A 20,344-nucleotide genomic window follows, 5' to 3' on the forward strand; every position below is an offset into this window, starting at 1 on the left:
CAAGGGGGCTTTGTTAGGCAGCCACCCGCTGCCTGACACCGGGCTGCACCACCTGCCCCCGCAGCAGGAACAGGCCAGAGCCAATCACGATAAGGCCGCCAATCCAGGTGCCCTGGTTCGGCATTTCGCCAAACACCCAAGCCCCGATTGTCAGCATCCAGACAAACTGCAAATTCATCAAAGGTGTGACCACATAGGCAGGCAGCAGGCGCAGGGCCGCCACTGCCAACCAGCGGGCGACAAAGAGCAGCACGGCATAGCCCAAGGCCCATCCCATATCTGCAAGGGGCATCGGCTGCCAGACAAAGGGCAGCAGCGGCACCAACGCAAGGCAAAGCACTAGATTGGGATAAAAAACCTGTGGCAACAGGTTGCTATCATAGCGGCTGATATAGCGCGCCAGTACCATCGAAAACGTCCCGCAAGCCGCCCCCAACAAAGCCAGAACATGTCCCCCTTTGATTGAGGAAACACCGCTGGGAAACAAAAACAGCACCCCAACAAAGCCCATCCCCAGGGCAATCCAGGCCGCAACAATGATCCGCTCTTTCAGGATCAGCCCGGACATAACCCCTGCCATCAAGGGCATCAGGCCAATAAACAGGAAAACCTGCGCAAAAGGCAGCAGGCGGAACGCATAGAAAAAACAAATGGCCCCCAGCAGGGCGCCCAGACTTCGCAAGCCCATCGCACGCGGGCAGGCCGTTCGCCAGGGCAGGGATGTTGCGAGCAGGTGTTTTGCACGGCTTACAAAGGATGGGGTTTGCCCCCCTGCCCCCGTCCTGCATCCCAGCGGGTGATCACGTGGCAGGTACGGCACGGCGCGCTTGTCGTCTCGAACCAGGCACAGCCAGTTGACCAGGACCGACAGCGCAGCAACGACGCCCCCCGAGAGCACATAGATCTGCGCCGCTTCATAGCCGCCTGACAAAAGTTTGATGATCCCATCCGCAGAAGAGATAAAGCCGGTGTACCCCACGATCATTATCGCACCCAGAACTGGCGTTGAAATACCCCTCATGCGTTTTTCACCCGCGCAACTGGACCGCCCGCAATGCCCCTGCGGGCAAAGGCCTCAAAGAAGGTCTCAAAACCAGCAGAGCTGCGTTCTGCAGCACAGAGCACCTCATAGGTGCTTTCACTCAAGCGGGCAGATATCTGCGCGCGCAAGGCCTGCCAGTCTCCCGCTTGTGCGCCGACCTGAAACACCGCTTGCGACAGCTGATGCAGCACCCCTTGCTGGGCAGGGCGTTGGAATCGCAGCGCCCCTTCGGGAACCCTTTCGTCAAAACAGGATCCCGCGCAGAGCGCCTGATGCCAGCTGCTGACCACATACATGTGATAATCGTCCCGACTCAGCGGCGGTGCCGCGGCTTTATCCGCCTCAAGCAAGGCAAATCCCTGATGGTGCCGCGTCAACCAGTCCTCCCAGATCGCCGAGGGCGTTTCACCACAATAGCGCAGCGATACACAGACCTCGGACAGAAGGTCAGCGTCTTGATCCAGAAAGGCAAGCAGCCCGACATGGGTCAGACTTTGAACAGCGGCCGGTGAAAGCTCCGGCGCCCTGCGCCCATAGTCACTCAGATAGAACACAATATGTGTAAGCTCATAGGCGGCCTTGCGGTTGGGCACCGCAAATTGGGCACTATTGTCGGCAAAGGCGTGCAGCCTTTGGTCCAGTCCGGGAAAATCCAATACCAGCCCACGACGGGCCACCAGTCGGCGGGCCTCTGCGCGTTGCAGGTCGGACACTTCATGGCTTGGCAGGTCCTGCTGCATCACCCACTGCGCCAGGGCGTCGCCCCGTCCTGTGGAACTGAGCGGGCCTGCGTGTATATATCCTGTGTCTATATGGCCTGCCTCACCAAGCTCCGTGTCAACAAGGCCAAGATCTTCCAAATCCATACAGATGGATAAAACAAACCTATAATACTGGCGGAAAAAGCAAAGATGGCGGTCCGCGCCAGCATAAAAGGCGCGTAGCGTCGCAAGGGCCGCAGGGTCAATCCCAGCCAGACCGCGTTGCCCCGCCGCGCCGCCCGTGCCAGCGGCCTGCGCAGTACACTCCAGCACATTCAGCAGTTCAGCGTTTTCTTTCAGCCAATAGACATCTTCCTGGGCGTGGCGATGACAGGATACCGCCGCGATCAAGTGAGACAGGGAGTCGGCGCGACGCAGCGGCCAATTGCTTTTTGGAAACCTCAGGACCTGCGCCATCGTCGTTTCTTCCTTCTGTCTTTGCCTCGGCCAGATCCAGCCGCATATGTGGGCCGGTCCTGGGACTGGCGCGCCCGCATTTCAGGCGCGCCGTGTTTTTGCCGTTAGCTGCCCGAAGAGAACAACCCTGACAGATCACCACGCACCACAGTTGCCTCTGCAGTGGGCGCAGACCCGGAGGAGAACAGTTCCACCAGCGTCCCAGAGGCCAGATCCCCACGCGCCTGAGGTGCAGAGCCAGAGGAGAACAGAGCGGTGTTCTCGCCACTCCAGCAGCTGTGCATTTTTGGTGCCGAGCCAGAGGAGAAAAGCTCTGCCCCGTCGCCGCAGAACAGGCTGCCGCCTTTTGTATCCGCCTCAACCTCAGCCAAAGCCGAGGAGAACGTCGCCGTGTGAGTTTTGTGCAAAGCAGTCATTGGAACCTCCGTTAAATTGTGAGTAGTCACCCCAAAACGCTGGCACGGTATTTCCTGTCTGAAAACAGAGTATTTCAATTTTAAGTTGCCAGTCAAAGGATACTCACCTTAACTTTCATTCAGATTTAACTGTTCTTTTTCAGTTAACTAAATCAATCCCCATGCGGGCAGACACTTTATCCACACCCATGTAGACGCAAGACATTCACCTCCCGCCAGGATTGCACTCCGCAGCCCTGCAAAGCAGCTATTAAGATCTCCCAAAAAGCCACAGTCTGATTCGCCCTTTCTCCCCCTCTTGCTCCAGGCTCTCTATTGGGCGATAGATCAGCCAAAGCATCCAAACCGCAGCGGCAGGAGACGCAGATGAAGATCGCCAGTTTCAATATCAACGGCATCAAGGCCCGCGCCGCCGCTCTGCCCCAGTGGCTGGATGAGGCCAACCCCGATGTTGTCCTGCTGCAGGAAATCAAATCCATCGACGAGGCCTTCCCTCGTGAGCTGTTTGAAGATCGCGGCTATGCCGTGGAAACACACGGTCAGAAAGGCTTTAACGGGGTCGCTATCCTGTCAAAGCTGCCCCTGGAGGACGTAAGCCGGGGCTTGCCCGGCGATGAGTCCGACCTGCAGGCCCGCTGGATCGAAGCGACCGTTGTCGGCAAGCAAGCCCTGCGCATTTGCGGCCTTTACCTGCCCAATGGCAATCCGGTTGAACTCACCTCCGAAGGCCGCCCTGAGCCCGGGGGCAAATACGCCTATAAGCTGGACTGGATGGAGCGGCTGCACGCCCGTGCGCGGGATTTGCTGGACAGTGAAATGCCGACACTGATGGCGGGAGATTACAACATCATCCCGCAGGCCGAGGATGCCAAACGTCCCGAGGCCTGGCGGGAGGATGCATTGCACCGCCCCGAAAGCCGCGCCGCCTACCAGCGGATCGTCAACCTGGGTTTTACCGAGGCCTTCCGGGCACGGCATCAGGGGCCGGGGCATTATTCCTTCTGGGATTACCAGGCCGGTGCCTGGAACCGGGACGACGGTATTCGTATCGACCATTTCCTGCTCAGCCCACAGGCGGCAGATCTGCTGCAGGATTGCCAGATCGACAAAGAAATCCGCGGTCGCGAAAAACCCTCTGACCATGTGCCGATCTGGGTAGAGCTGGACCTTTGAGCGCTCCCAATCCCCGCTCCGGTCGCGGGCGCTGAGCAACCAAACTGGATCATTTTGCGCCGCGCGCCAGCGCGGCGCCGGGCCCAACGGGAGGCCGGGCCGCCTGTCGGCCCAACTCCGGGCGGGAGCCCCACTTTGCTCTATGATATAGCTCGCTCTAGGCGGGGCGCATTAGCCTGTTTGCAAGTGTTTCCCCGGGCAGAAACTGCAGGTCAGCCCTGTTTGGTCACGTCGTGACGGTAGATCCAGTCAAACTGAGACACCATTTTCTGGGGCGCAAAACGCCCTCCCAGTTTCAGGATCTGATGCGCAGGCCAGCTGAATGGCGGGCGCAGATGATACTTCCAGGCGTTCCGACTGGCAGCCCCCACCACCTTGGTTGCCCGGTCTCGCCGGTGTCTTTGATAGGTTTCCAAGGCAGCCGGAATATCGCCAGACTGCGCTGCCAGCGCCTCGCCGAGCACCCAGGCGTCTTCCAGGGCCAGATTGCCGCCCTGGGCCATAAAGGGCAGGGTTGGATGCGCTGCGTCACCCAGCAGGGCAACCGCCCCGCGGTGCCAATGGGGGGCAACCGGGTGGCGGAACAATCCCCAAAGCGCGCAGTCCTGCACCTGCGACAACAGCTGATGGGCTTCGCCGCCAAACCCGGCAAAGGCGCCGCGCATGTTTTCCGGGTCATCCGGCAGATGCCAACCTTCTTCCGCCCAGGCGCGGCGTTCCTGTACCGCCACCAGGTTGACCATCGCGCCATCGCGCAAGGGATAGGCCACCAGATGGCAGCCCGGCCCCATAAAAACCTGAGCCTCAGCAGGCAATTTGCTGTGATTGGGCACAATCGCGCGCCAGGCCACCTGCCCGGTAAAAAACGGCTGGCTTGCCACGTTCAGCGCGCGGCGGGCCTGCGAATGCAGCCCATCCGCGCCGATCACCAAGTCTCCACCGCACTGGGCACCATTGGCAAGATGCACGATGGGCTTTGGCCCGCAGTCAACCCGCTCGACCTTTTGCAGCAGGCGAACCTGCACCCCGGCCTCACGGGCAGCAACGACCAGAATTTTAATCAGGTCCGCACGATGGACAAAATAGTAGCGCAGATCGGCGGCATATTGATCCAGATCCAGCCGCAGCACCTCAGCGCCGTCACGGTGAGCGCGCAGCACCACCGCCTTGGCCCGTTGCGAAGACCAAGCCACGGCATCATTCAGCTTCAGAGCCGTCAGAACCGCCAGACCATTGGGCGTGATCTGCAGGCCGGCCCCCACTTCCGAGACCGCCTCCGATTGTTCCAGCACAGTGACCTGCGCACCTTTGCGCTGCAGGATCAACGCGGCTGCCAGGCCGCCGATCCCTGCACCAATAATGGTCACATTGAGATGTCTCAGTGTCATTGCTGTCTGCTGTGTTTCGTTCATGCCATGTCCATAAACGAAAATCGCCGGAGCAACAGGCCCCGGCGTGATGGTTTTTTCTACATTCGTTCAGAAATCAATCGTCGCGATGGACTTTCTCGCGGCGTTCGTGACGTTCCTGCGCTTCAAGGCTCATCGTTGCGTTGGGACGCGCGTCCAGACGTTTCAGAGAAATTGGCTCCCCGGTCACTTCGCAGTAGCCGTATTCGCCCTCTTCAATCCGGCGGATTGCCGCGTCGATTTTGGAAACCAGTTTGCGCTGGCGATCTCTGGTCCGCAGTTCCAGTGCCCGGTCCGTTTCTTCACTGGCCCGGTCTGCAACATCTGGAATATTGCGGGTATTGTCTTGCAGCCCTTCGATTGTATCGCGGCTTTCAGCGAGCAGATCCTGCTTCCAGTTCAGAAGTTTACGACGGAAATACTCAAGCTGCCGATCATTCATGAAAGGCTCATCTTCGGCCGGACGGTAATCTTCCGGCAGAAACATTTCTTGTTTCATTTCGGCTCCTTCGGTCTCGCCCATTCTGTAGGTCTCTTCAGTCTTCGCCATACATCCTGGCTCCCCATGCCGCTGCGTTTATCCCCTGACAAGCCGATTGTCACTACACAATAGTAAACAGACCGGGTTAAAACCCTCCTAAATGCGCCAGATCGCGAGAAAGCAAGCAGGGGATGTATATAAATTATGCAGTTTCAAGGCACTAAAGACTACGTCGCCACCGACGACCTGAAAATAGCAGTTAATGCAGCCGTCACACTGGAGCGCCCGCTTCTGGTCAAGGGCGAACCCGGCACCGGCAAGACCGAATTGGCCCGGCAAGTGGCCGAGTCCCTGGGGCTGAAAATGATCGAGTGGAACGTCAAATCCACCACCCGCGCCCAGCAGGGCCTGTATGAATACGATGCGGTCAGCCGCTTGCGCGACAGCCAGCTTGGCGAAGAGCGCGTGCATGACGTCAAAAACTACATCAAAAAAGGCAAGCTCTGGGAAGCCTTTGAAGCGGACGAAAAGGTCGTGTTGTTGATTGATGAGATCGACAAAGCAGATATCGAGTTTCCAAACGACCTGCTGCAGGAACTCGATAAGATGGAGTTTCACGTCTATGAGACCGGTGAAACCATCCGCGCGACCAACCGCCCGATCATGATCATCACCTCCAACAACGAAAAAGAGCTGCCCGACGCCTTTTTGCGCCGCTGTTTCTTCCACTACATTCAGTTCCCTGACGCCGCGACCATGAAAAAGATCGTTGCGGTGCACCATCCGGACATCAAGGAATCGCTGCTAACCGCTGCGCTGACCCAGTTCTACGAGATCCGCGACACTGCCGGTCTGAAGAAAAAGCCCTCGACCTCAGAGGTGCTGGACTGGTTGAAGCTGCTATTGGCCGAAGATCTAAGCCCGGAAGACCTAGCCCGCAACGGCGCCGATGCGCTGCCAAAACTACACGGGGCGTTGCTCAAGAACGAACAGGATGTGCATCTGTTTGAACGCCTGGCCTTCATGGCGCGCGGCCGCAAGTAAAGGCGCCTTGATCCTCAAAACGCAGGCCTGGGATCACCGCCCTGCCCTGTTTTGAGGATCAGGCCCTGGCTGAGACAAAACCGCCAGGTTTCTTTCAGCTGCCTCTGTCTCTTCAAATTTGCGCCCCATTGCCCTATCACTTTGGCACGGATCTAATGACCGGGTGCCCTTCGCGCCGCTTTTATGACCCTTGCTGGAGCCCCGAGTGATTCCCCTGAGATTTCAATTTGCTCCCTCTGCCCCTACCAAGCCCGCTCGCGGTGCGGTGCGGCCTGTTGTTCTGGCCCGGCTCGGGCGGCTTTTATTGCCGCTGGGCTTAGCCACCCTTATTGCTGCCTGCACCCTTCCAGCGGCGCATAAAACTCCCAGTCGTGCAGCTTTGGCCAGCAGCAATCTGCCTGCCGCCAAGGCCTTTTCAGCGCCGCGCCCGCGGGCGCCGCAGCGCTCTAACCGCGATATTGCCCTCGATTTTCTAGATCTACATTTCCGGCTCGAAGGCGGAACCAATTTGCCAGTCTTCACCCGGTTTGAGCGCCCCATCCGTTTGCGGGTGGTTGGCAATCCCAGCGCCGGATTCCAAAGAGATCTCAGCCAACTGCTGCAGCGTTTCAAGCGCGAGGCCGGGATCGACATCCAGCGGGTCGACAGCGGCCCGGTGGAGATCACCGTACAGGCGGTCTCCAGCCGCGCGATCCACCGTGCCCTGCCCAAAGCCGCCTGTTTTGTAGTGCCAAATGTGGATTCACTGGCCGAATTGCGCCGCAAACGACGCAGCCCCGATACCGATTGGTCGCGCCTGCGCAGCCGTGAACGGCTGGCGGTGTTTGTGCCCAATGACATCAGCCCGCAAGAAGCCCGCGATTGCCTGCACGAGGAGCTGGCCCAGGCCATCGGGCCGCTGAATGATCTCTATCGCCTTTCAGATTCCGTCTTTAACGACGACAATGTGCATACCGTGCTCACCGGGTTTGACATGCTGGTGCTGCGCGCCACCTATGCGCCAGAGCTGCGTACCGGCATGAGCCGCAGTGAGGTCGCTGCCATTTTACCGGGGCTCTTGTCGCGGCTGAACCCCGCAGGCAATTCCATTGCCTCTCGGGCACTGCCCGCCACGCCGCGCAGCTGGATCAACGCGATAGAAACCGCGCTTGGCCCCGGCAGTGGCTTCAGCAGCCGCAAACGAGCCGCAAACCAGGCCGTTGTTCTGGCGCAGGAACTAGGTTGGTCCGATCACCGCCGCGCCTATAGCCACTATGTTCTGGGGCGCATGATCCAGGCAAACGAGCCGGAGCTGGCGCAGCGCCATTTTCAAACCGCGCTTGATTTCCTGAGACAGACCCCAGGCAGCGACCTGCACCAAGCAGTGATCCGGCCGCGTATGGCAGCCTATTTGATTGCCCGCGGCGACGGCGAAGCCGCCCTGCAACAGATCAACCCTGCACTGCCTGTCGCCAGCCGCTTTGAAAACGCCGCCCTGCTGGCGACATCCCTGCTGATCAAGGCCGAAGCCCTGGATCTATTGGGCCAATTTGCCACTGCCAACACGGTCAGGCTGGACAGCCTTGGATGGGCGCGGTACGGGTTTGGCCCGGATTGGGCGGTGAAAGCCAAGATCCGCGAAGTCGCGGATCTGCGTCCCTCGCCCAACTGAGACAGCTACAGACATCGGCGCAAACTGCTGCGCAAAAACAGGCGGAAAGAACATGATCGTAATTGGTGCAGTCCTGCTGGGCATTCTGCTGGGGGTCTACAACGCACGAAAACGTGGCGGCAATACTGCCGATTTGCTGCAATATGGCGCTGTCTATGCCATCGCCTTTGGTATTGTGGGGGTCATCGCCACCATCGTGATCCATCGCATGCTGGCCTAACCCGTCGCGAAAGGCTCCTTCATGTTTCAGCCCTTTTTTGAAAATCTGCGCAAGGCCGCAATCCCGGTGTCTTTGCGCGAATACCTCACCTTTCTGGAGGGGATGAAAAAGGGTCTTGTGACCTATGACATCGAAGCCTTCTACTTTCTCGCCCGCTCAGCCATGGTCAAGGATGAGCGCAACATCGACAAATTCGACCGTGCGTTTTCGGCCACCTTCAAAGGTCTGGAAGCCATCCCGAATTCAGCAGTGATGGATGCGGTAGACATTCCCGAAGACTGGCTGCGCAAGATGGCTGAAAAGCACATGAGCGCGGAAGAAAAAGCCGAGATCGAAGCCATGGGTGGCTTTGACAAGCTGATGGAAACCCTGAAACAGCGGCTGGAAGAGCAAAAAGGCCGCCATCAGGGGGGCAGTAAGTGGGTCGGCACCGCCGGTACCTCGCCCTTTGGTGCCTATGGCTACAACCCCGAGGGAGTACGGATCGGCCAGAAAGAAAGCCGCCATCAGCGCGCGGTCAAGGTCTGGGACAAACGTGAGTTCAAGAACCTCGACGGGGATGTTGAACTTGGCACCCGCAATATCAAAGTGGCGCTGAAACGCCTGCGCCGCTGGGTCCGCGAGGGCTCCCATGAGGAGCTGGATCTCGACAACACCATCCGTGCCACCGCAGAGCATGGCTATCTGGACGTCAAAACCCGCCCCGAACGCCACAATGCTGTGAAGGTGCTGTTGTTTCTGGACGTTGGGGGATCAATGGACCCCCACATCAAGGTGGTGGAAGAGCTGTTCTCCGCCGCGCGCACAGAATTCAAACATCTGGAGTATTTCTACTTCCACAACTGCCTTTATGAAGGGGTCTGGCGTGACAACCGGCGCCGCTGGGATGCGCAGATGCCCACCCATGAGGTGCTGCGGACCTATGGCCCAGACTATAAATGCATCTTTGTCGGGGATGCCTCGATGTCCCCCTATGAGATCGCCTATCCCGGTGGGGCCAATGAGCATTGGAACCAAGAGGCCGGTCAGGTCTGGTTGCAGCGCGCGCGGGAGCATTGGAAGAGCCATCTCTGGATCAATCCGGTGCCAAAGACCCATTGGGACTACACCCATTCCATTGGCATGGTGCGTGAAATCTTTGAGGATCGCATGGTGCCAATGACCCTGGATGGGCTGGAAAGCGGCATGAAAGAGTTGACGCGCTAGCGCCTGTTAATCCACCCACCTGCATAGCTGTAGTTAGGTTCCAAACAGATTGCCCTTTGGGCAAGGCCTGTGGCGTGAGTACTTATATTAAGACGAAACCGGCGCCGGGCTGTTCCCCACGCACCTTGCCTGGACGCAGGTTTACCGCGCTGAGTGAAACCTTTAGTCCAGTTCCGTCCAGGGCCATGGCTTCACATTGCTTGCCACCATTTGATAGCGCGCCGCCTTGGCGATCCAGATGCCCAGATCGGTGCCAAAATCTGCCAGGCGCGGATTGGGCTCCTTTGTGACGGCCAGGATGATGAATTGCAGCACCGTGGCTGTTGCCAGCACAGTTTGCGCCACCGAGATCATCACGGCGATCAGGATCATATAGATCAAACGCGTAAGAAGGCTTTCCTTCTGTTCTGGTTCGAACTGTTCGCCATGCAAACGGCCATTGATATCTTCTGGTTCAGCCACGACACCCTCGCTGTTTGGTCACAGAATTCCCCCATCCTTAGCCACTAAGCCCCATACCGCAACCACAGAAATACCTACAGCTGCCGCTCAGCTGCCAAAACCCCATCGCCTGCCCCGGTCGATGGCGGGATTGCAAAGGCTCCCTTGCTCTGCAGAGGATTCGCCCCCATATCTGAGGGATGCTGCGTTTTACCCCCATCCTGCTGGCTGTGATCTATGGCCTCGTCTCGTACCGGATTTCTGTCTGGCGCACCCACCGCGAGCTGGACGCCCGCTCCACAGAACTGGCTGATGCCAAACTGCGTCGTTTGACCGATCGTATGGCAGCAGCGCTGGAGATAGACCGCATTCCGGTGTTCATCTACGAGGTCGAGCCGGTAAATGGTCTTGCCGCCCCGGATGGCCGGATTTTCATCACCCGTGGGTTTTACCAGAAATACCAAAATGGCGAAGTCACCGAAGCCGAGCTTGCCTCGGTTATCGCCCATGAGCTGGGCCATGTGGCGCTGGGACACGCCAAGAAACGGGTCATTGATTTCTCTGGGCAAAATGCCCTGCGTACCGCGCTGATGATGATCCTGGGGCGCTATATCCCTTTTGTCGGCCCCTGGATTGCCGGGATGCTGGCCAATCTGCTGGCAGCGCGCTTGTCGCGCAGTGACGAATATGAGGCCGATGAATATGCAGCTGCCTTGCTGACCAAATCCGGCATCGGCCTGGAGCCACAAAAGGCCCTGTTTCGCAAACTCGAGGCGCTGACCCAGGCGCGGGCGGGCATGGCCCCGGCCTGGTTGATGTCACATCCCAAGACAGAAGAGCGCATTGCCGCGCTGGAACGGCTGGAGGCGGACTGGCAGCGCGCCTGACATCACGTCATTTTGCCGCCGCCCCTTGCCATTTCTGCGCAGAATGCCCAAATCACAAGTTCCCGTGACTGGAAGCCTGATTGGACCCCTGATGCGCTATTCTCTTCTTGACCTTGCTCCGGTGCCCGAGGGCAGTGAAATCCCGCAGTCGTTGCAGAACAGCACCGATCTGGCGCGTCAGGCCGAGGCCTGGGGCTATCACCGCTACTGGCTGGCGGAGCATCACAACATGCCCGGCATCGCCAGTGCCGCCACCGCAGTGCTGATTGGCCATATCGCCAGCCAGACCAAATCCATTCGTGTGGGCGCTGGCGGCATCATGTTGCCCAATCACGCGCCCTATATGGTGGCAGAGGCCTTTGGCACCCTTGCGGCCCTCTATGGCGATCGCATTGACCTAGGGCTGGGGCGTGCACCCGGCACCGACATGCAGACCGCCCGCGCCCTGCGCCGTGGCATGGCAGCGGGGGCTGCGGATAGCTTCCCGCAGGATGTGATTGAACTCATGGGCTTTCTTGGTCCGCTGGATCCACAGGCAAAGGTCCGCGCCTTTCCCGGACAAGGCAGCAACGTGCCGGTCTGGATCCTCGGCTCCAGTCTCTATGGTGCGCAACTGGCGGCACAGCTGGGCCTGCCCTATGCCTTTGCATCGCATTTTGCACCGCAAGCCCTGGAGCAGGCGCTTGAGGTGTACCGCCGTGCCTTCCGCCCCTCGACCTACCTGGCGAAACCCCATGCGATGATCGCCGTCAATGTGTTTGGCGCCGATACCGACGCCGAAGGCATCCGCCTGCGCACCACCATGCAACAGGCCTTTGCCCGTTTGCGGCTGGGCCAACCCGGCAAACTGCCGCGCCCGGTCGATAACATTGAGGACCACTTGCCGCCGCCTGTGCTCGCCGGGGTAAACGAGGCGCTGACGGTTTCCGCCACCGGCAGCCCGGAGACGGTATCGCGTGAATTGTCTGAGATCCTGACGCGCTATGCCCCGGATGAGGTCATCATTACCGGGCAGATCCATGATCACGCCGCCCGGCTGCGCTCGTTTGAGATCGCCGCTGAGGCGTTAAAGCCGCTCTAGGACCGTGCCTAGCCCGCTGCGAGGGCTTTGGCCAATCGCGGCAGCCGCGCCTTTTTCAACAGTGGCCGGATTTCCCAGGCACCGCCGGACAAACGGTTGGCTTCGGCCAAAACCTTGGCCCCTAGCGCTTCCATCCCGGCGGGATCTTTGAGCCAGAGATCATACAGTAGCTGATCGGGACCAATCCGTTCCAGCCCTTCCTCGGCCAGGGTCTGGCGGGGGAAGTCCTTTTTGTTGACCGTGACAATGGCATCCGCATGGCCGGTGATGGCGGCGGCGAGCACATGCACATCCGCCGCATCCGGCAGCCAGAGCCGCGCCTCTACCCCCGGGGCCGCGGGGACCACGGCCTGCGGCCAGCTGGCTTTGAGCAGAGCCACTTCAGCGCGGGCCTGCGCAGCCCCCTCTGGCCCCAGTTTCAACGCGGCCCGGCTCCACTCTTCCAGGATACGCGCCGACCACAACGGGGTGAACGCCCCCTGGGCCGCGGCACCGACCAGCATTTCGCGCATCACCGTGGGATATAGCACGCAGGTATCCAGAAGCAGTTTCATCGCTCAGGATCAATCCAGCCGGAAGAAGACGGATTTCAGATAACCGCTTTCTGCCAGCTGCGGCAATTGTGGATGGTCCGCGCCTGCATAGCCGGTGTGGATCAGCTGTCCGCGACGCCCGGCCCTGCCAATACCGCGCGCCGAGGCATTGCGGAACCGCGCCAGATCGGCGGCGTGGGAACAGGAGCACAGGCCAAGATAGCCACCGGGTTTCACCAGGGGGGCCGCTAGTTTTGCAATCCGTTCATAGGCGCGCAGGCCAGCCTCCAGCGCCTGTTTTGAGGGGGCAAAGGCAGGCGGATCACAGATCACCACGTCAAAGCTGCGTCCCTCTTCCGCAAGAGCTGCCAATTGATCAAAGGCATCCCCCTGACGGGCGGTGAAACTCTCACCAAATCCCGAGGCCTGAGCCCCCTGCCCGGCCAGATCCAGCGCCGCAGCAGAGCCATCAACGCAGGTCACAGTTCCAGCCCCTGCCGCGCGCATCGCCAGACCAAAGCCACCGACATGGGAAAACACATCCAGCACATCGCCGCCCGACGGCACCAGCCGGGCCGCAAAGGCGTGGTTTTCGCGCTGGTCATAAAACAGGCCGGTCTTCTGGCCGCCTGTCAGATCCGCCATATAGGTGGCACCATTCATCTGTACCGGCACCGGCGCGGTGGGGGGCTCGCCCAGCAGGGTGAGGCTCTCGTCGTCCAGCCCCTCCAGCCCGCGGGTCCGCCCGGAGGCGTTTTTCAGAATGACCGTACAGCCCGTGACCTCGGCCAGCGCAGCCGTCAGCGGTTCCAGATGGGCCTCGGCCCAGGCGGCATTGGGCTGCACAACGCAGGCTTCGCCAAAACGGTCGATCACCACACCGGGCAGGCCGTCGGCCTCGGCATGGACCAAGCGATAGAACGGCGCATCATAGAGTTGCTCGCGCAGGGCAAAGGCCTGGGCAATCCGCGCCTGGAACCAGGCCTGATCAATCACCGCCTGCGGATCGCGGTCCAGCATCCGGCAGATGATCTTGCTGGTTGGGTTGACCGCAACGGTCCCCATGGGCGTCTGCGCCTCGTCCAGCAACACGGCCAGGCTGCCCGGCTCCAGCTTGCGAGTGCGCCGATCGGTAACCAGCTCGTTGGAATAGACCCAGGGAAAGCCGTGGCGCAGGGCGCGGGCATTTGCTTTGGGCAGGAGTTTTACACGGGGGCGCTCTGGCGCGGGGGATGTGGCTGTCATGGGGCTCTCATATCCCTATCGTGGCAACAGGGAAAGGGGCCTGCACAGGCATGCGGCCCCCAAAAAGTTTTAACCGGCTGTTGATCCGCCCTAGAATTTAATCAGCGCCTGGATAAGCGCTCCCCGGAGCGACGTTCAACTGCCAGGATCGCTTGCTCGATCACTTTGGCCAGCCCCCGGTGAGCCACACGGTGATCTTGGGCATGGTCATGTCACAGGCTGTAATGCGCCACAGTGACCTGCGGCCCTAGTCGTTATAGGCATCCTTGCCAAGGACATCGACGGCAATCAGTGGGGTGATTGAGCTCAGCTGGCTAAAATCCGCCCCCCCTATCGTCTGGTCACCCTGGGCAATGAGGCCGTAGTGGTCACGCAAGGGCTCAAACGGGGCATTCCGAGAGGGGGTATCCATCGTAGCGCAGGCGGAAAGGCTACAGCCCAGTGCGGTGAGGAAAAATCTGCGAAGGGTCATCATTGCTCAGCTCCTTACCAATTGCCGGTCCCCCGGCTTGCTGGTTCGAAGCCAACCTGATCCGCAAAAAAGGCAGGATTGAGACAAATTTAGTCCAATTTTACGAAATCTAAATCTATTTGCAGATTGGGCCCTGCACGGTTGCCCTAAAGCTCAACCTCTCCAAACCAGGCTCAAGCTGCAAATGGCCTGAGCGTTAGCAAGACGCCCGTTGCAATCGCATGGATTAACCATCAATCGCGCGAGCGTGAACGCCAGCCGCCGCGACGGCGCGGATTTGCCATTTCCTCTAGCCCCTGTTGCAACACCCCTGTCATCGGGTGATCAGAAGGCTCATCGCTATAATGTTCCAGGATCTGGGTGATCGCAGTGCGGTTGTCCAGCTGGGTAGGCAGGCTCAGCGCCCAGTCCAGAAAGATGCTACGGCATTGGCTCACGGTGATGCCGTCGATCCGATAAGCCTCACGGATCAGCCGTTTATGATCCAGTTCCGCCAGCGTCTGCATGCCCCGTTTCCTTCTGTAAGCTCCGCGAGATTATCGCGGCACAGGTCTTATAGGCCTCTTGCAGGGCCTGTTCCAAGTGATCCAAGCCATCATAACCAGCACTGCGGCTCAGGAAAAGTGCGCCGCCCTCACCGATTGCGTTTTGGTCAAGAACATCGCCAGACAGCAGCCGGGCAGCGGTCTGCACCGACCAGTATAGCGCATAGGCCTGTTGCAGAACCAATGCGTCTGCGGCATCCAGCCAGCCACCAGCGACAGCCTGCTCCAGCCCTCCGGCCACATCACGATAGGCAGACTGAGCCAAAAGCGCCCCAGCCTGCGCGACCAGTTCAATATCCATCATCCGCCCGGCACCTGTTTTGGCGTCCCAGACCCCCGATGGGGATTTTGCGGCTGCCAAGCGATCCCGCATATGGACCACCTCGGCCAACACGGTGTCCTGCGACCGCTGCCGCGCGATTACACTGCGCCGAAAGCTTTCAAAATCCTGCATCAACTGCGGCTCACCGGCAACGCCGCGCGCCCGTGTCAGCGCCAGATGCTCCCAGACCCAGGCCTCGTTTTCTTGATAATGGGTAAAGGCCGACCAGCTGGTCGCCACCGGCCCCTTGTTGCCCGAGGGGCGCAGCCGCATGTCCACCTCATACAGGCGCCCCTGCGACATTGGCGCCGACAGAGCGGTGATCAGCGCCTGGGTCAAGCGGGCATAATAGGCGCGCGTGGCCAATGCCTTGCGCCCCTGAGACATCTCCACATCCTTTGGGTCATAGACCACGATGATATCCAGATCTGACCGGGCATTGATCTGCCCCGCCCCTAAAGAGCCCATGGCGATGACAATCGGGCCACTCCCCGGAGGCGGCCCGTGCTTGATGGAAAACTGGCGAACCACCCGTGGAAACAGGGCCTGGATCACCGCCTCTGCCAATTCGCTGTATTGCGTTCCGGCAGCTTTGGCGTCCAACAGCCCGCGCAGATGATGCACTCCAATGCGAAAGTGCCATTCCTTGCACCAGCGGCGCGCTGCATCTAACTGGGTCTCGTAATCCGCTTCCAGCGCCAGCACCGCCTCCAGCTCTTGCCGCAACACCGCCCCACCGGGCCAGTCCTCAAAGAAGCTGCCGCCGATCACCGCATCAAAAACGCCAGAGTTACGCGACAGGAATCCTGCCAGCTCGTGCGAGGTCCCCACAATATCAACCAACAAATCCAGCAGATGCGGATTTGCCTCAAACAGGGAAAACAACTGCACACCCGCAGGCAGGCCCGCCAAAAACCCATCCAGCGCCAAAAGCGATTCAGCGGGTTTGGCGGTGCGCGCCAGGCGGTTCAACAGCTCAGGCTTGAGCCGGTCAAAAATCTGTGCTCCCCGTTCTGAGCGCAGCGCTGGATAGCTGCGCCAACGGGCAATGACGTTTTCGTCAAAGCCATCGGGAATCACAGGTTGCGGCCCCGCCCCGGCATCCGGGGCAAAGAAGTCTTCGGTCAGCTCATGCACCTCAACCAGGCGGTGGTGAATCTGTGCCTGCACTTCAGCCGGATCCTCCCCCATCAAACAGGCCACACGGGCGATGCCCTCAGCCGAGCTTGGCATCTGGTGAGTCTGGGCGTCATGCACCATCTGAATGCGGTGCTCTACCTCGCGGTGGCTGCGATAATGGGCGCTCAGCCGGGTAGCGACCTCTGGTGGGATCCAGTCCTTTTCGGCAAGCGCCGCGAGCCCCTCAACAGTGCCGCGCAGCCGCAGTCCCTCGTCCCGCCCACCGGCAATCAACTGCCGGGTTTGCGTGAAAAACTCGATCTCACGAATGCCGCCGCGTCCCAGTTTCATATCGTGGCCCGGCACGGTGATCGGGCCACCAGTGCCCTTGTTTTCACGGATGCGCAGCCGCATGTCGTGGGCGTCCTGAATGGCGGCAAAATCCAAATGGCGGCGCCAAACAAAGGGACGCAGGGTTTTCAAAAATGCCTCCCCCGCAGCCAGATCCCCGGCGCAGGGCCGTGCCTTGATATAGGCGGCCCGTTCCCAGGTGCGGCCCAGACTTTCATAATACCGTTCCGCCGCCTCCATTGAGAGACAGGCAGGGGTAACAGAGGGATCCGGGCGCAGCCGCAGGTCGGTGCGAAAGACATAGCCGTCGGCGGTGCGGTCGCTCAAGGTGGTGCACATATTACGGGTTGCCCGCGCCATGCCCTGCCGCGCCTCAAAAAAATCGGCCGGGTCAAAACGGGTCTCGTCAAACAGGCAGATCAGATCAATATCCGAACTGTAGTTCAGCTCATAAGCGCCCATTTTACCCATCGCGAGAATCGAAAGCCCGCCTGCGGTTTCAACATCCGCCTCCGTCAGCCCCGGCAGTTTCTTGCGCCGGATAAGCGCGGCAATTTCCGCCTTTATCGCGACATCAGCGCTCAGCGCGCCAAAGTTTGTCAGCGCCGTGGTCACCTCTTCCAACGACCAGCCGCCAGATAAATCACACAGCGCTGTCAGCAGCGCCACCCGGCGTTTGGCCTGTCGCAGGCCCGGTTTCAGCTGATCGGGCGCCAGAGCACGGCAATCATCAAAAACAGCTGCCAATGCCTGCTTGGGAGCGGTCAGGGCATCGCCAATCCATGGGGCTTCCTGTTCGATCAATCTGCGCAGATAGGGACTGGACCCCGCAGCCCCAGCAATGAGCTGCCCGGTGTCCTGAGTGAGCCCCGCCACCAGTGCGCGAGATTCAGCGCCAAGATCGGGATCATAGGCAATGGGAAGGCGGGTTATTTGCAGATGTTCAGACATGCCGAACACTGTTCCGCCTGAACAGCGGCGTCAATCCGCGAACCACCTACAGCTGGCAATAAAGCGCAAATTTGGCCGCCAAAAAATCCAGCACCAAGGTACGGAATACCAGCCTCCTCAAACCTTACCGTACCCTTTAAGAAAGCCGTGCTGCTATGCTCTTCCATTTGTTTGTTTTTTGATGACCACAATGTGCGAGTGTTATGGCTTTTCCTGCGCGGGATAAAATCCCTGGTGTTTTTGGGAAGAGCTTGTTTTTTGTTTATGTTACCGGCCGGTAGATCATAGCAGCCGCCTTTCACCGTATTATAACTGGCTCCTCGCCCTGCCCCCGTTGGATTGACCAACCCGGGGTCACACCCAGCGCCGCCCGATCAATGCCGTTTCCTGCGGAGATAGACCGATCATCCGGGTTGCAGGCTGTCCCGACAAAGACGTGAACCAGTCTGTCTTTACGCCCTCTCGCCTTTCGCCTACCTGTTGATAGGCAAACGCAACTCTGACCACTGGATTTTGCAGGTAAGTCTTTGCGCCAGACCTAAGGCCTAATGCACCAGCTATTGCCCTGTGGAGCGCAACGCCACAGGGCCGCTGTTCCGGGTCGACAGACACGAGAAGACGGAGACAGGTTAATGGAAATCAATGCAGACTTCACAAAACGCGTCTTGGTGCATTCCGCCGATGAACCCTGGGTTGCCTCCCCTATGGCTGGTGTTGATCGGCGCATGCTGGACCGGATAGGCGCAGAGGTGGCCCGCGCCACCACAATTGTAAGATATGCGCCCGGCAGCCATTTTTCCGCCCACACCCATACCGGCGGCGAAGAGTTCATTGTTCTGGAAGGCGTCTTTCAGGATGAACATGGCGACTATCCTGCAGGCAGCTACGTGCGCAATCCGCCCACCAGCAGCCACACACCAGGGTCCCAAGCGGGCTGCACGATCTTTGTCAAACTCTGGCAGTTTGACCCGGCGGACCGGACCCAGTTTTGCAAAAAAATGACAGTGGATCCCGGCCCGGCGCAAGGGGGTATTGCCAGCCTTGAATTGCACCGCGACGCCCGCGAAAAGGTCAGCTATCATCACATCGCAGCGGATACCGCTTTTGAGATAACCGATCCGGGCGGCATTGAAGTCCTGGTCCTTGATGGATGTCTGCGCGAAGGGGGCGATCAGCTTGAAGCTGGTGCCTGGCTGCGCCTCCCCCAAGGGCAGCCACTGCAGGCTTTTACTGGCAACAGCGGCGCCAGGGTCTGGATGAAAACCGGCCACCTGCCCTTTGCCAAACCCCCAGTGGTATGATGGAAACAGACACCAAGACCCAGCTGATGGATGCAGTCTCGATGGCAATGCTTCAGCCGGCACAGCTGGTAGCCCGAAGCAGCGCCAATATCACACTCTTTGACACCGCCACCCAAAGCCTGATTGACCGGTTCAGATCCAACTGAGCCGCAGTTTCATCTCAGCACCCGCAACATCGCAAGAGGCCCCCCTTGCTCTTTTGACTTTTGGGTTGGGTCATTTGTGCCGCTGCGGCACATCCGCGAAACCCCCTACAAAGCCCTGATCACGCGCCCTAAGATCATGGATGAACGTGCTTGGCCAAAAGCGCCAAAGCCACCAGGCGCCCCAATACAAAGCCAGCATTCTGCGGGTCAAGTGGGCGCGATTGGTCGAACAAAGGGACATGTGATGGAACTCGAACAGGCAATCAATGAGCGACGCTCAATCCGGGGCTTTACCAAGGATCCGGTGTCACAGGAAACCCTGCAAGAGATCATTACCCTGGCCAACCGGGCACCCTCGTCGATGAACACCCAGCCCTGGCACCTGCATGTGCTGACCGGCGCGCCGCTGGAACAGGTCCGCCGCGGCAATACCGAACGGATGCTGGATGGAACGCCGCCCAGCCGTGATATTGAAGACTACGCCGCCTATGAGGGCGAACACCGGGCACGGCAGATCGAAATTGCGGTCCAGTTGTTTGAAGCCATGGGCATCGAACGTCACGACAAGGAACGCCGCCAGGACTGGGTGATGCGGGGGTTCCGACAGTTTGATGCACCCGTTTCTATTGTTGTCTGCTTTGACCGCTCGCTTTTGGACAACACCATTGCCCATTTTGATACCGGTGCCATGACCTACGGGCTGGTGCTTGCCGCCTGGAGCAAGGGCCTCGGCGCGGTGATCAATGGGCAGGGCATCATGCAAAGCCCGGTGGTGCGTGAAATCGCCAACATTCCCGAGGACCAGATCATTCTGACCTGCGTGGCTTTGGGCTGGCCCGACGAGGATTTTGTCGCAAACTCTGTGGTTTCGCGGCGCCGTGCGCTGGCAAACACCACCCGTTTTCTTGGCTTTGAAGACTGATCCAAGCCCTGCTTCGCAAGCCGCAGATCTCTCCTCGTGTCTGGCGAGGAGGGCATCCCGGATCCCCAGCATTGCCCCTGGCCAGTCTTGACTGCCTGATTTGGACAAGACCAGCCGGCAGGGTCCGGTTATGAGGGTCCGGTTTTTACAGTTACTCCCAGCCCCGCTGTCAGCAGCCGGCCCTGCGCAGCACTCCTGCACCAAACGC

Annotated in this window: 21 protein-coding genes; 10 read left to right on the forward strand and 11 right to left on the reverse strand. The window is 59.6% G+C overall.

All coding sequences use genetic code 11. The annotated features are described in order from the left end of the window. Positions 1 to 13: 13 nt before the first annotated feature. From JZI28_RS11380 to JZI28_RS11390, 3 genes are all read right to left on the reverse strand, one after another. Complete coding sequence (locus JZI28_RS11380; RefSeq protein WP_375697668.1) at positions 14 to 1,021, reverse strand: DMT family transporter; 1,008 nt, start codon at positions 1,019 to 1,021, stop codon at positions 14 to 16. Continuing rightward, a complete protein-coding gene (locus JZI28_RS11385; RefSeq protein WP_375697669.1) occupies positions 1,018 to 2,220 on the reverse strand; it encodes a DUF6902 family protein in 1,203 nt (400 codons plus the stop codon). The genes JZI28_RS11380 and JZI28_RS11385 overlap by 4 nt, the downstream gene beginning before the upstream one ends. Before the next feature lie 104 nt (positions 2,221 to 2,324). Then, positions 2,325 to 2,636, reverse strand: a complete 312-nt coding sequence (locus JZI28_RS11390; protein WP_295448170.1) for a DUF6749 domain-containing protein — start codon at positions 2,634 to 2,636, stop codon at positions 2,325 to 2,327. A gap of 366 nt (positions 2,637 to 3,002) precedes the next feature. Here JZI28_RS11390 and xth point away from each other — a divergent pair, with 366 nt between their 5' ends. Further along, positions 3,003 to 3,809: an exodeoxyribonuclease III gene (gene xth / locus JZI28_RS11395; protein WP_353399897.1), complete on the forward strand. Its 807-nt coding sequence runs from the start codon at positions 3,003 to 3,005 to the stop codon at positions 3,807 to 3,809. A gap of 212 nt (positions 3,810 to 4,021) precedes the next feature. Here the strand turns inward: xth and JZI28_RS11400 are convergent, their stop codons facing one another. Together JZI28_RS11400 and dksA are read right to left on the reverse strand one after the other, a co-directional pair. After that, positions 4,022 to 5,197 (reverse strand): FAD-dependent monooxygenase, encoded by a 1,176-nt coding sequence (locus tag JZI28_RS11400; RefSeq protein WP_375697670.1) that lies wholly within the window; start codon positions 5,195 to 5,197, stop codon positions 4,022 to 4,024. A gap of 97 nt (positions 5,198 to 5,294) precedes the next feature. Next, entirely contained in the window at positions 5,295 to 5,717 is a 423-nt protein-coding gene (gene dksA, locus JZI28_RS11405; RefSeq protein ID WP_295448269.1) for an RNA polymerase-binding protein DksA, read from the reverse strand. 186 nt (positions 5,718 to 5,903) lie between these two features. On the opposite strand from dksA, the gene JZI28_RS11410 reads away from it, so the two are divergent. From JZI28_RS11410 to JZI28_RS11425, 4 genes are all read left to right on the forward strand, one after another. After that, positions 5,904 to 6,743, forward strand: coding sequence for a MoxR family ATPase (locus JZI28_RS11410; RefSeq protein ID WP_297341697.1), 840 nt, complete (start codon positions 5,904 to 5,906; stop codon positions 6,741 to 6,743). A 304-nt stretch (positions 6,744 to 7,047) separates the two neighbouring features. Beyond that, positions 7,048 to 8,394, forward strand: a complete 1,347-nt coding sequence (locus tag JZI28_RS11415) for a DUF2927 domain-containing protein (protein ID WP_375697671.1) — start codon at positions 7,048 to 7,050, stop codon at positions 8,392 to 8,394. Positions 8,395 to 8,446: 52 nt separating this feature from the next. After that, the gene (locus tag JZI28_RS11420) at positions 8,447 to 8,614 is read left to right on the forward strand and encodes a hypothetical protein (protein WP_297339558.1); all 168 of its coding nucleotides are present in this window, start codon (positions 8,447 to 8,449) and stop codon (positions 8,612 to 8,614) included. Positions 8,615 to 8,635: 21 nt separating this feature from the next. After that, on the forward strand, positions 8,636 to 9,820 hold the full coding sequence (locus JZI28_RS11425; protein ID WP_375697672.1) for a VWA domain-containing protein: 1,185 nt from the start codon (positions 8,636 to 8,638) through the stop codon (positions 9,818 to 9,820). A gap of 162 nt (positions 9,821 to 9,982) precedes the next feature. On the opposite strand, the gene JZI28_RS11430 is transcribed toward JZI28_RS11425, so the two are convergent. Continuing rightward, complete coding sequence (locus JZI28_RS11430; protein ID WP_348151173.1) at positions 9,983 to 10,282, reverse strand: DUF4389 domain-containing protein; 300 nt, start codon at positions 10,280 to 10,282, stop codon at positions 9,983 to 9,985. A 179-nt stretch (positions 10,283 to 10,461) separates the two neighbouring features. On the opposite strand from JZI28_RS11430, the gene JZI28_RS11435 reads away from it, so the two are divergent. Both JZI28_RS11435 and JZI28_RS11440 read left to right on the forward strand, forming a co-directional pair. Then, positions 10,462 to 11,148 carry a M48 family metallopeptidase gene (locus tag JZI28_RS11435; protein ID WP_353399889.1) on the forward strand — a complete coding sequence of 229 codons (687 nt, stop codon included), beginning with the start codon at positions 10,462 to 10,464 and terminating at the stop codon, positions 11,146 to 11,148. 91 nt (positions 11,149 to 11,239) lie between these two features. After that, positions 11,240 to 12,229 carry an LLM class flavin-dependent oxidoreductase gene (locus JZI28_RS11440; protein ID WP_349376170.1) on the forward strand — a complete coding sequence of 330 codons (990 nt, stop codon included), beginning with the start codon at positions 11,240 to 11,242 and terminating at the stop codon, positions 12,227 to 12,229. Between the two features lie 8 nt (positions 12,230 to 12,237). On the opposite strand, the gene JZI28_RS11445 is transcribed toward JZI28_RS11440, so the two are convergent. The 5 genes from JZI28_RS11445 to JZI28_RS11465 all read right to left on the reverse strand — a co-directional run bounded on the left by JZI28_RS11445 (position 12,238) and on the right by JZI28_RS11465 (position 17,767). After that, complete coding sequence (locus tag JZI28_RS11445) at positions 12,238 to 12,783, reverse strand: RSP_2648 family PIN domain-containing protein (protein ID WP_375697673.1); 546 nt, start codon at positions 12,781 to 12,783, stop codon at positions 12,238 to 12,240. A 9-nt stretch (positions 12,784 to 12,792) separates the two neighbouring features. After that, entirely contained in the window at positions 12,793 to 14,007 is a 1,215-nt protein-coding gene (locus tag JZI28_RS11450) for an RSP_2647 family RNA methyltransferase (RefSeq protein WP_375697674.1), read from the reverse strand. Positions 14,008 to 14,254: 247 nt separating this feature from the next. Next, a complete protein-coding gene (locus JZI28_RS11455; RefSeq protein ID WP_375697675.1) occupies positions 14,255 to 14,479 on the reverse strand; it encodes a hypothetical protein in 225 nt (74 codons plus the stop codon). Between the two features lie 233 nt (positions 14,480 to 14,712). Further along, positions 14,713 to 14,985 (reverse strand): hypothetical protein, encoded by a 273-nt coding sequence (locus JZI28_RS11460; protein ID WP_348151191.1) that lies wholly within the window; start codon positions 14,983 to 14,985, stop codon positions 14,713 to 14,715. Beyond that, positions 14,957 to 17,767, reverse strand: coding sequence for a glutamine-synthetase adenylyltransferase (locus JZI28_RS11465; protein WP_375697676.1), 2,811 nt, complete (start codon positions 17,765 to 17,767; stop codon positions 14,957 to 14,959). Before JZI28_RS11465 ends, JZI28_RS11460 begins: the two co-directional genes overlap by 29 nt. 632 nt (positions 17,768 to 18,399) lie before the next feature. Here JZI28_RS11465 and JZI28_RS11470 point away from each other — a divergent pair. From JZI28_RS11470 to JZI28_RS11480, 3 genes are all read left to right on the forward strand, one after another. After that, positions 18,400 to 19,068, forward strand: a complete 669-nt coding sequence (locus JZI28_RS11470; RefSeq protein ID WP_375697677.1) for a cupin domain-containing protein — start codon at positions 18,400 to 18,402, stop codon at positions 19,066 to 19,068. Beyond that, positions 19,068 to 19,214: a hypothetical protein gene (locus JZI28_RS11475; RefSeq protein WP_375697678.1), complete on the forward strand. Its 147-nt coding sequence runs from the start codon at positions 19,068 to 19,070 to the stop codon at positions 19,212 to 19,214. The genes JZI28_RS11470 and JZI28_RS11475 overlap by 1 nt, the downstream gene beginning before the upstream one ends. 244 nt (positions 19,215 to 19,458) lie before the next feature. Beyond that, positions 19,459 to 20,136 (forward strand): nitroreductase, encoded by a 678-nt coding sequence (locus JZI28_RS11480; protein ID WP_375697679.1) that lies wholly within the window; start codon positions 19,459 to 19,461, stop codon positions 20,134 to 20,136. Positions 20,137 to 20,344: the final 208 nt, after the last annotated feature.

The organism is Pseudophaeobacter sp. TrK17, from assembly GCF_042192375.1.
In the GTDB taxonomy this organism is placed as follows: domain Bacteria; phylum Pseudomonadota; class Alphaproteobacteria; order Rhodobacterales; family Rhodobacteraceae; genus Pseudophaeobacter.

Coding starts and splice junctions, on each gene's coding strand:
- JZI28_RS11380 (WP_375697668.1), bottom strand. CDS start 1,021: ATGAGGGGTATTTCAACGCCAGTTCTGGGTGCGATAATGATCGTGGGG.
- JZI28_RS11385 (WP_375697669.1), bottom strand. CDS start 2,220: ATGGCGCAGGTCCTGAGGTTTCCAAAAAGCAATTGGCCGCTGCGTCGC.
- JZI28_RS11390 (WP_295448170.1), bottom strand. CDS start 2,636: ATGACTGCTTTGCACAAAACTCACACGGCGACGTTCTCCTCGGCTTTG.
- xth (WP_353399897.1), top strand. CDS start 3,003: ATGAAGATCGCCAGTTTCAATATCAACGGCATCAAGGCCCGCGCCGCC.
- JZI28_RS11400 (WP_375697670.1), bottom strand. CDS start 5,197: ATGACACTGAGACATCTCAATGTGACCATTATTGGTGCAGGGATCGGC.
- dksA (WP_295448269.1), bottom strand. CDS start 5,717: ATGAAACAAGAAATGTTTCTGCCGGAAGATTACCGTCCGGCCGAAGAT.
- JZI28_RS11410 (WP_297341697.1), top strand. CDS start 5,904: ATGCAGTTTCAAGGCACTAAAGACTACGTCGCCACCGACGACCTGAAA.
- JZI28_RS11420 (WP_297339558.1), top strand. CDS start 8,447: ATGATCGTAATTGGTGCAGTCCTGCTGGGCATTCTGCTGGGGGTCTAC.
- JZI28_RS11425 (WP_375697672.1), top strand. CDS start 8,636: ATGTTTCAGCCCTTTTTTGAAAATCTGCGCAAGGCCGCAATCCCGGTG.
- JZI28_RS11435 (WP_353399889.1), top strand. CDS start 10,462: ATGCTGCGTTTTACCCCCATCCTGCTGGCTGTGATCTATGGCCTCGTC.
- JZI28_RS11440 (WP_349376170.1), top strand. CDS start 11,240: ATGCGCTATTCTCTTCTTGACCTTGCTCCGGTGCCCGAGGGCAGTGAA.
- JZI28_RS11445 (WP_375697673.1), bottom strand. CDS start 12,783: ATGAAACTGCTTCTGGATACCTGCGTGCTATATCCCACGGTGATGCGC.
- JZI28_RS11450 (WP_375697674.1), bottom strand. CDS start 14,007: ATGACAGCCACATCCCCCGCGCCAGAGCGCCCCCGTGTAAAACTCCTG.
- JZI28_RS11455 (WP_375697675.1), bottom strand. CDS start 14,479: ATGACCCTTCGCAGATTTTTCCTCACCGCACTGGGCTGTAGCCTTTCC.
- JZI28_RS11460 (WP_348151191.1), bottom strand. CDS start 14,985: ATGCAGACGCTGGCGGAACTGGATCATAAACGGCTGATCCGTGAGGCT.
- JZI28_RS11465 (WP_375697676.1), bottom strand. CDS start 17,767: ATGTCTGAACATCTGCAAATAACCCGCCTTCCCATTGCCTATGATCCC.
- JZI28_RS11470 (WP_375697677.1), top strand. CDS start 18,400: ATGGAAATCAATGCAGACTTCACAAAACGCGTCTTGGTGCATTCCGCC.
- JZI28_RS11475 (WP_375697678.1), top strand. CDS start 19,068: ATGGAAACAGACACCAAGACCCAGCTGATGGATGCAGTCTCGATGGCA.
- JZI28_RS11480 (WP_375697679.1), top strand. CDS start 19,459: ATGGAACTCGAACAGGCAATCAATGAGCGACGCTCAATCCGGGGCTTT.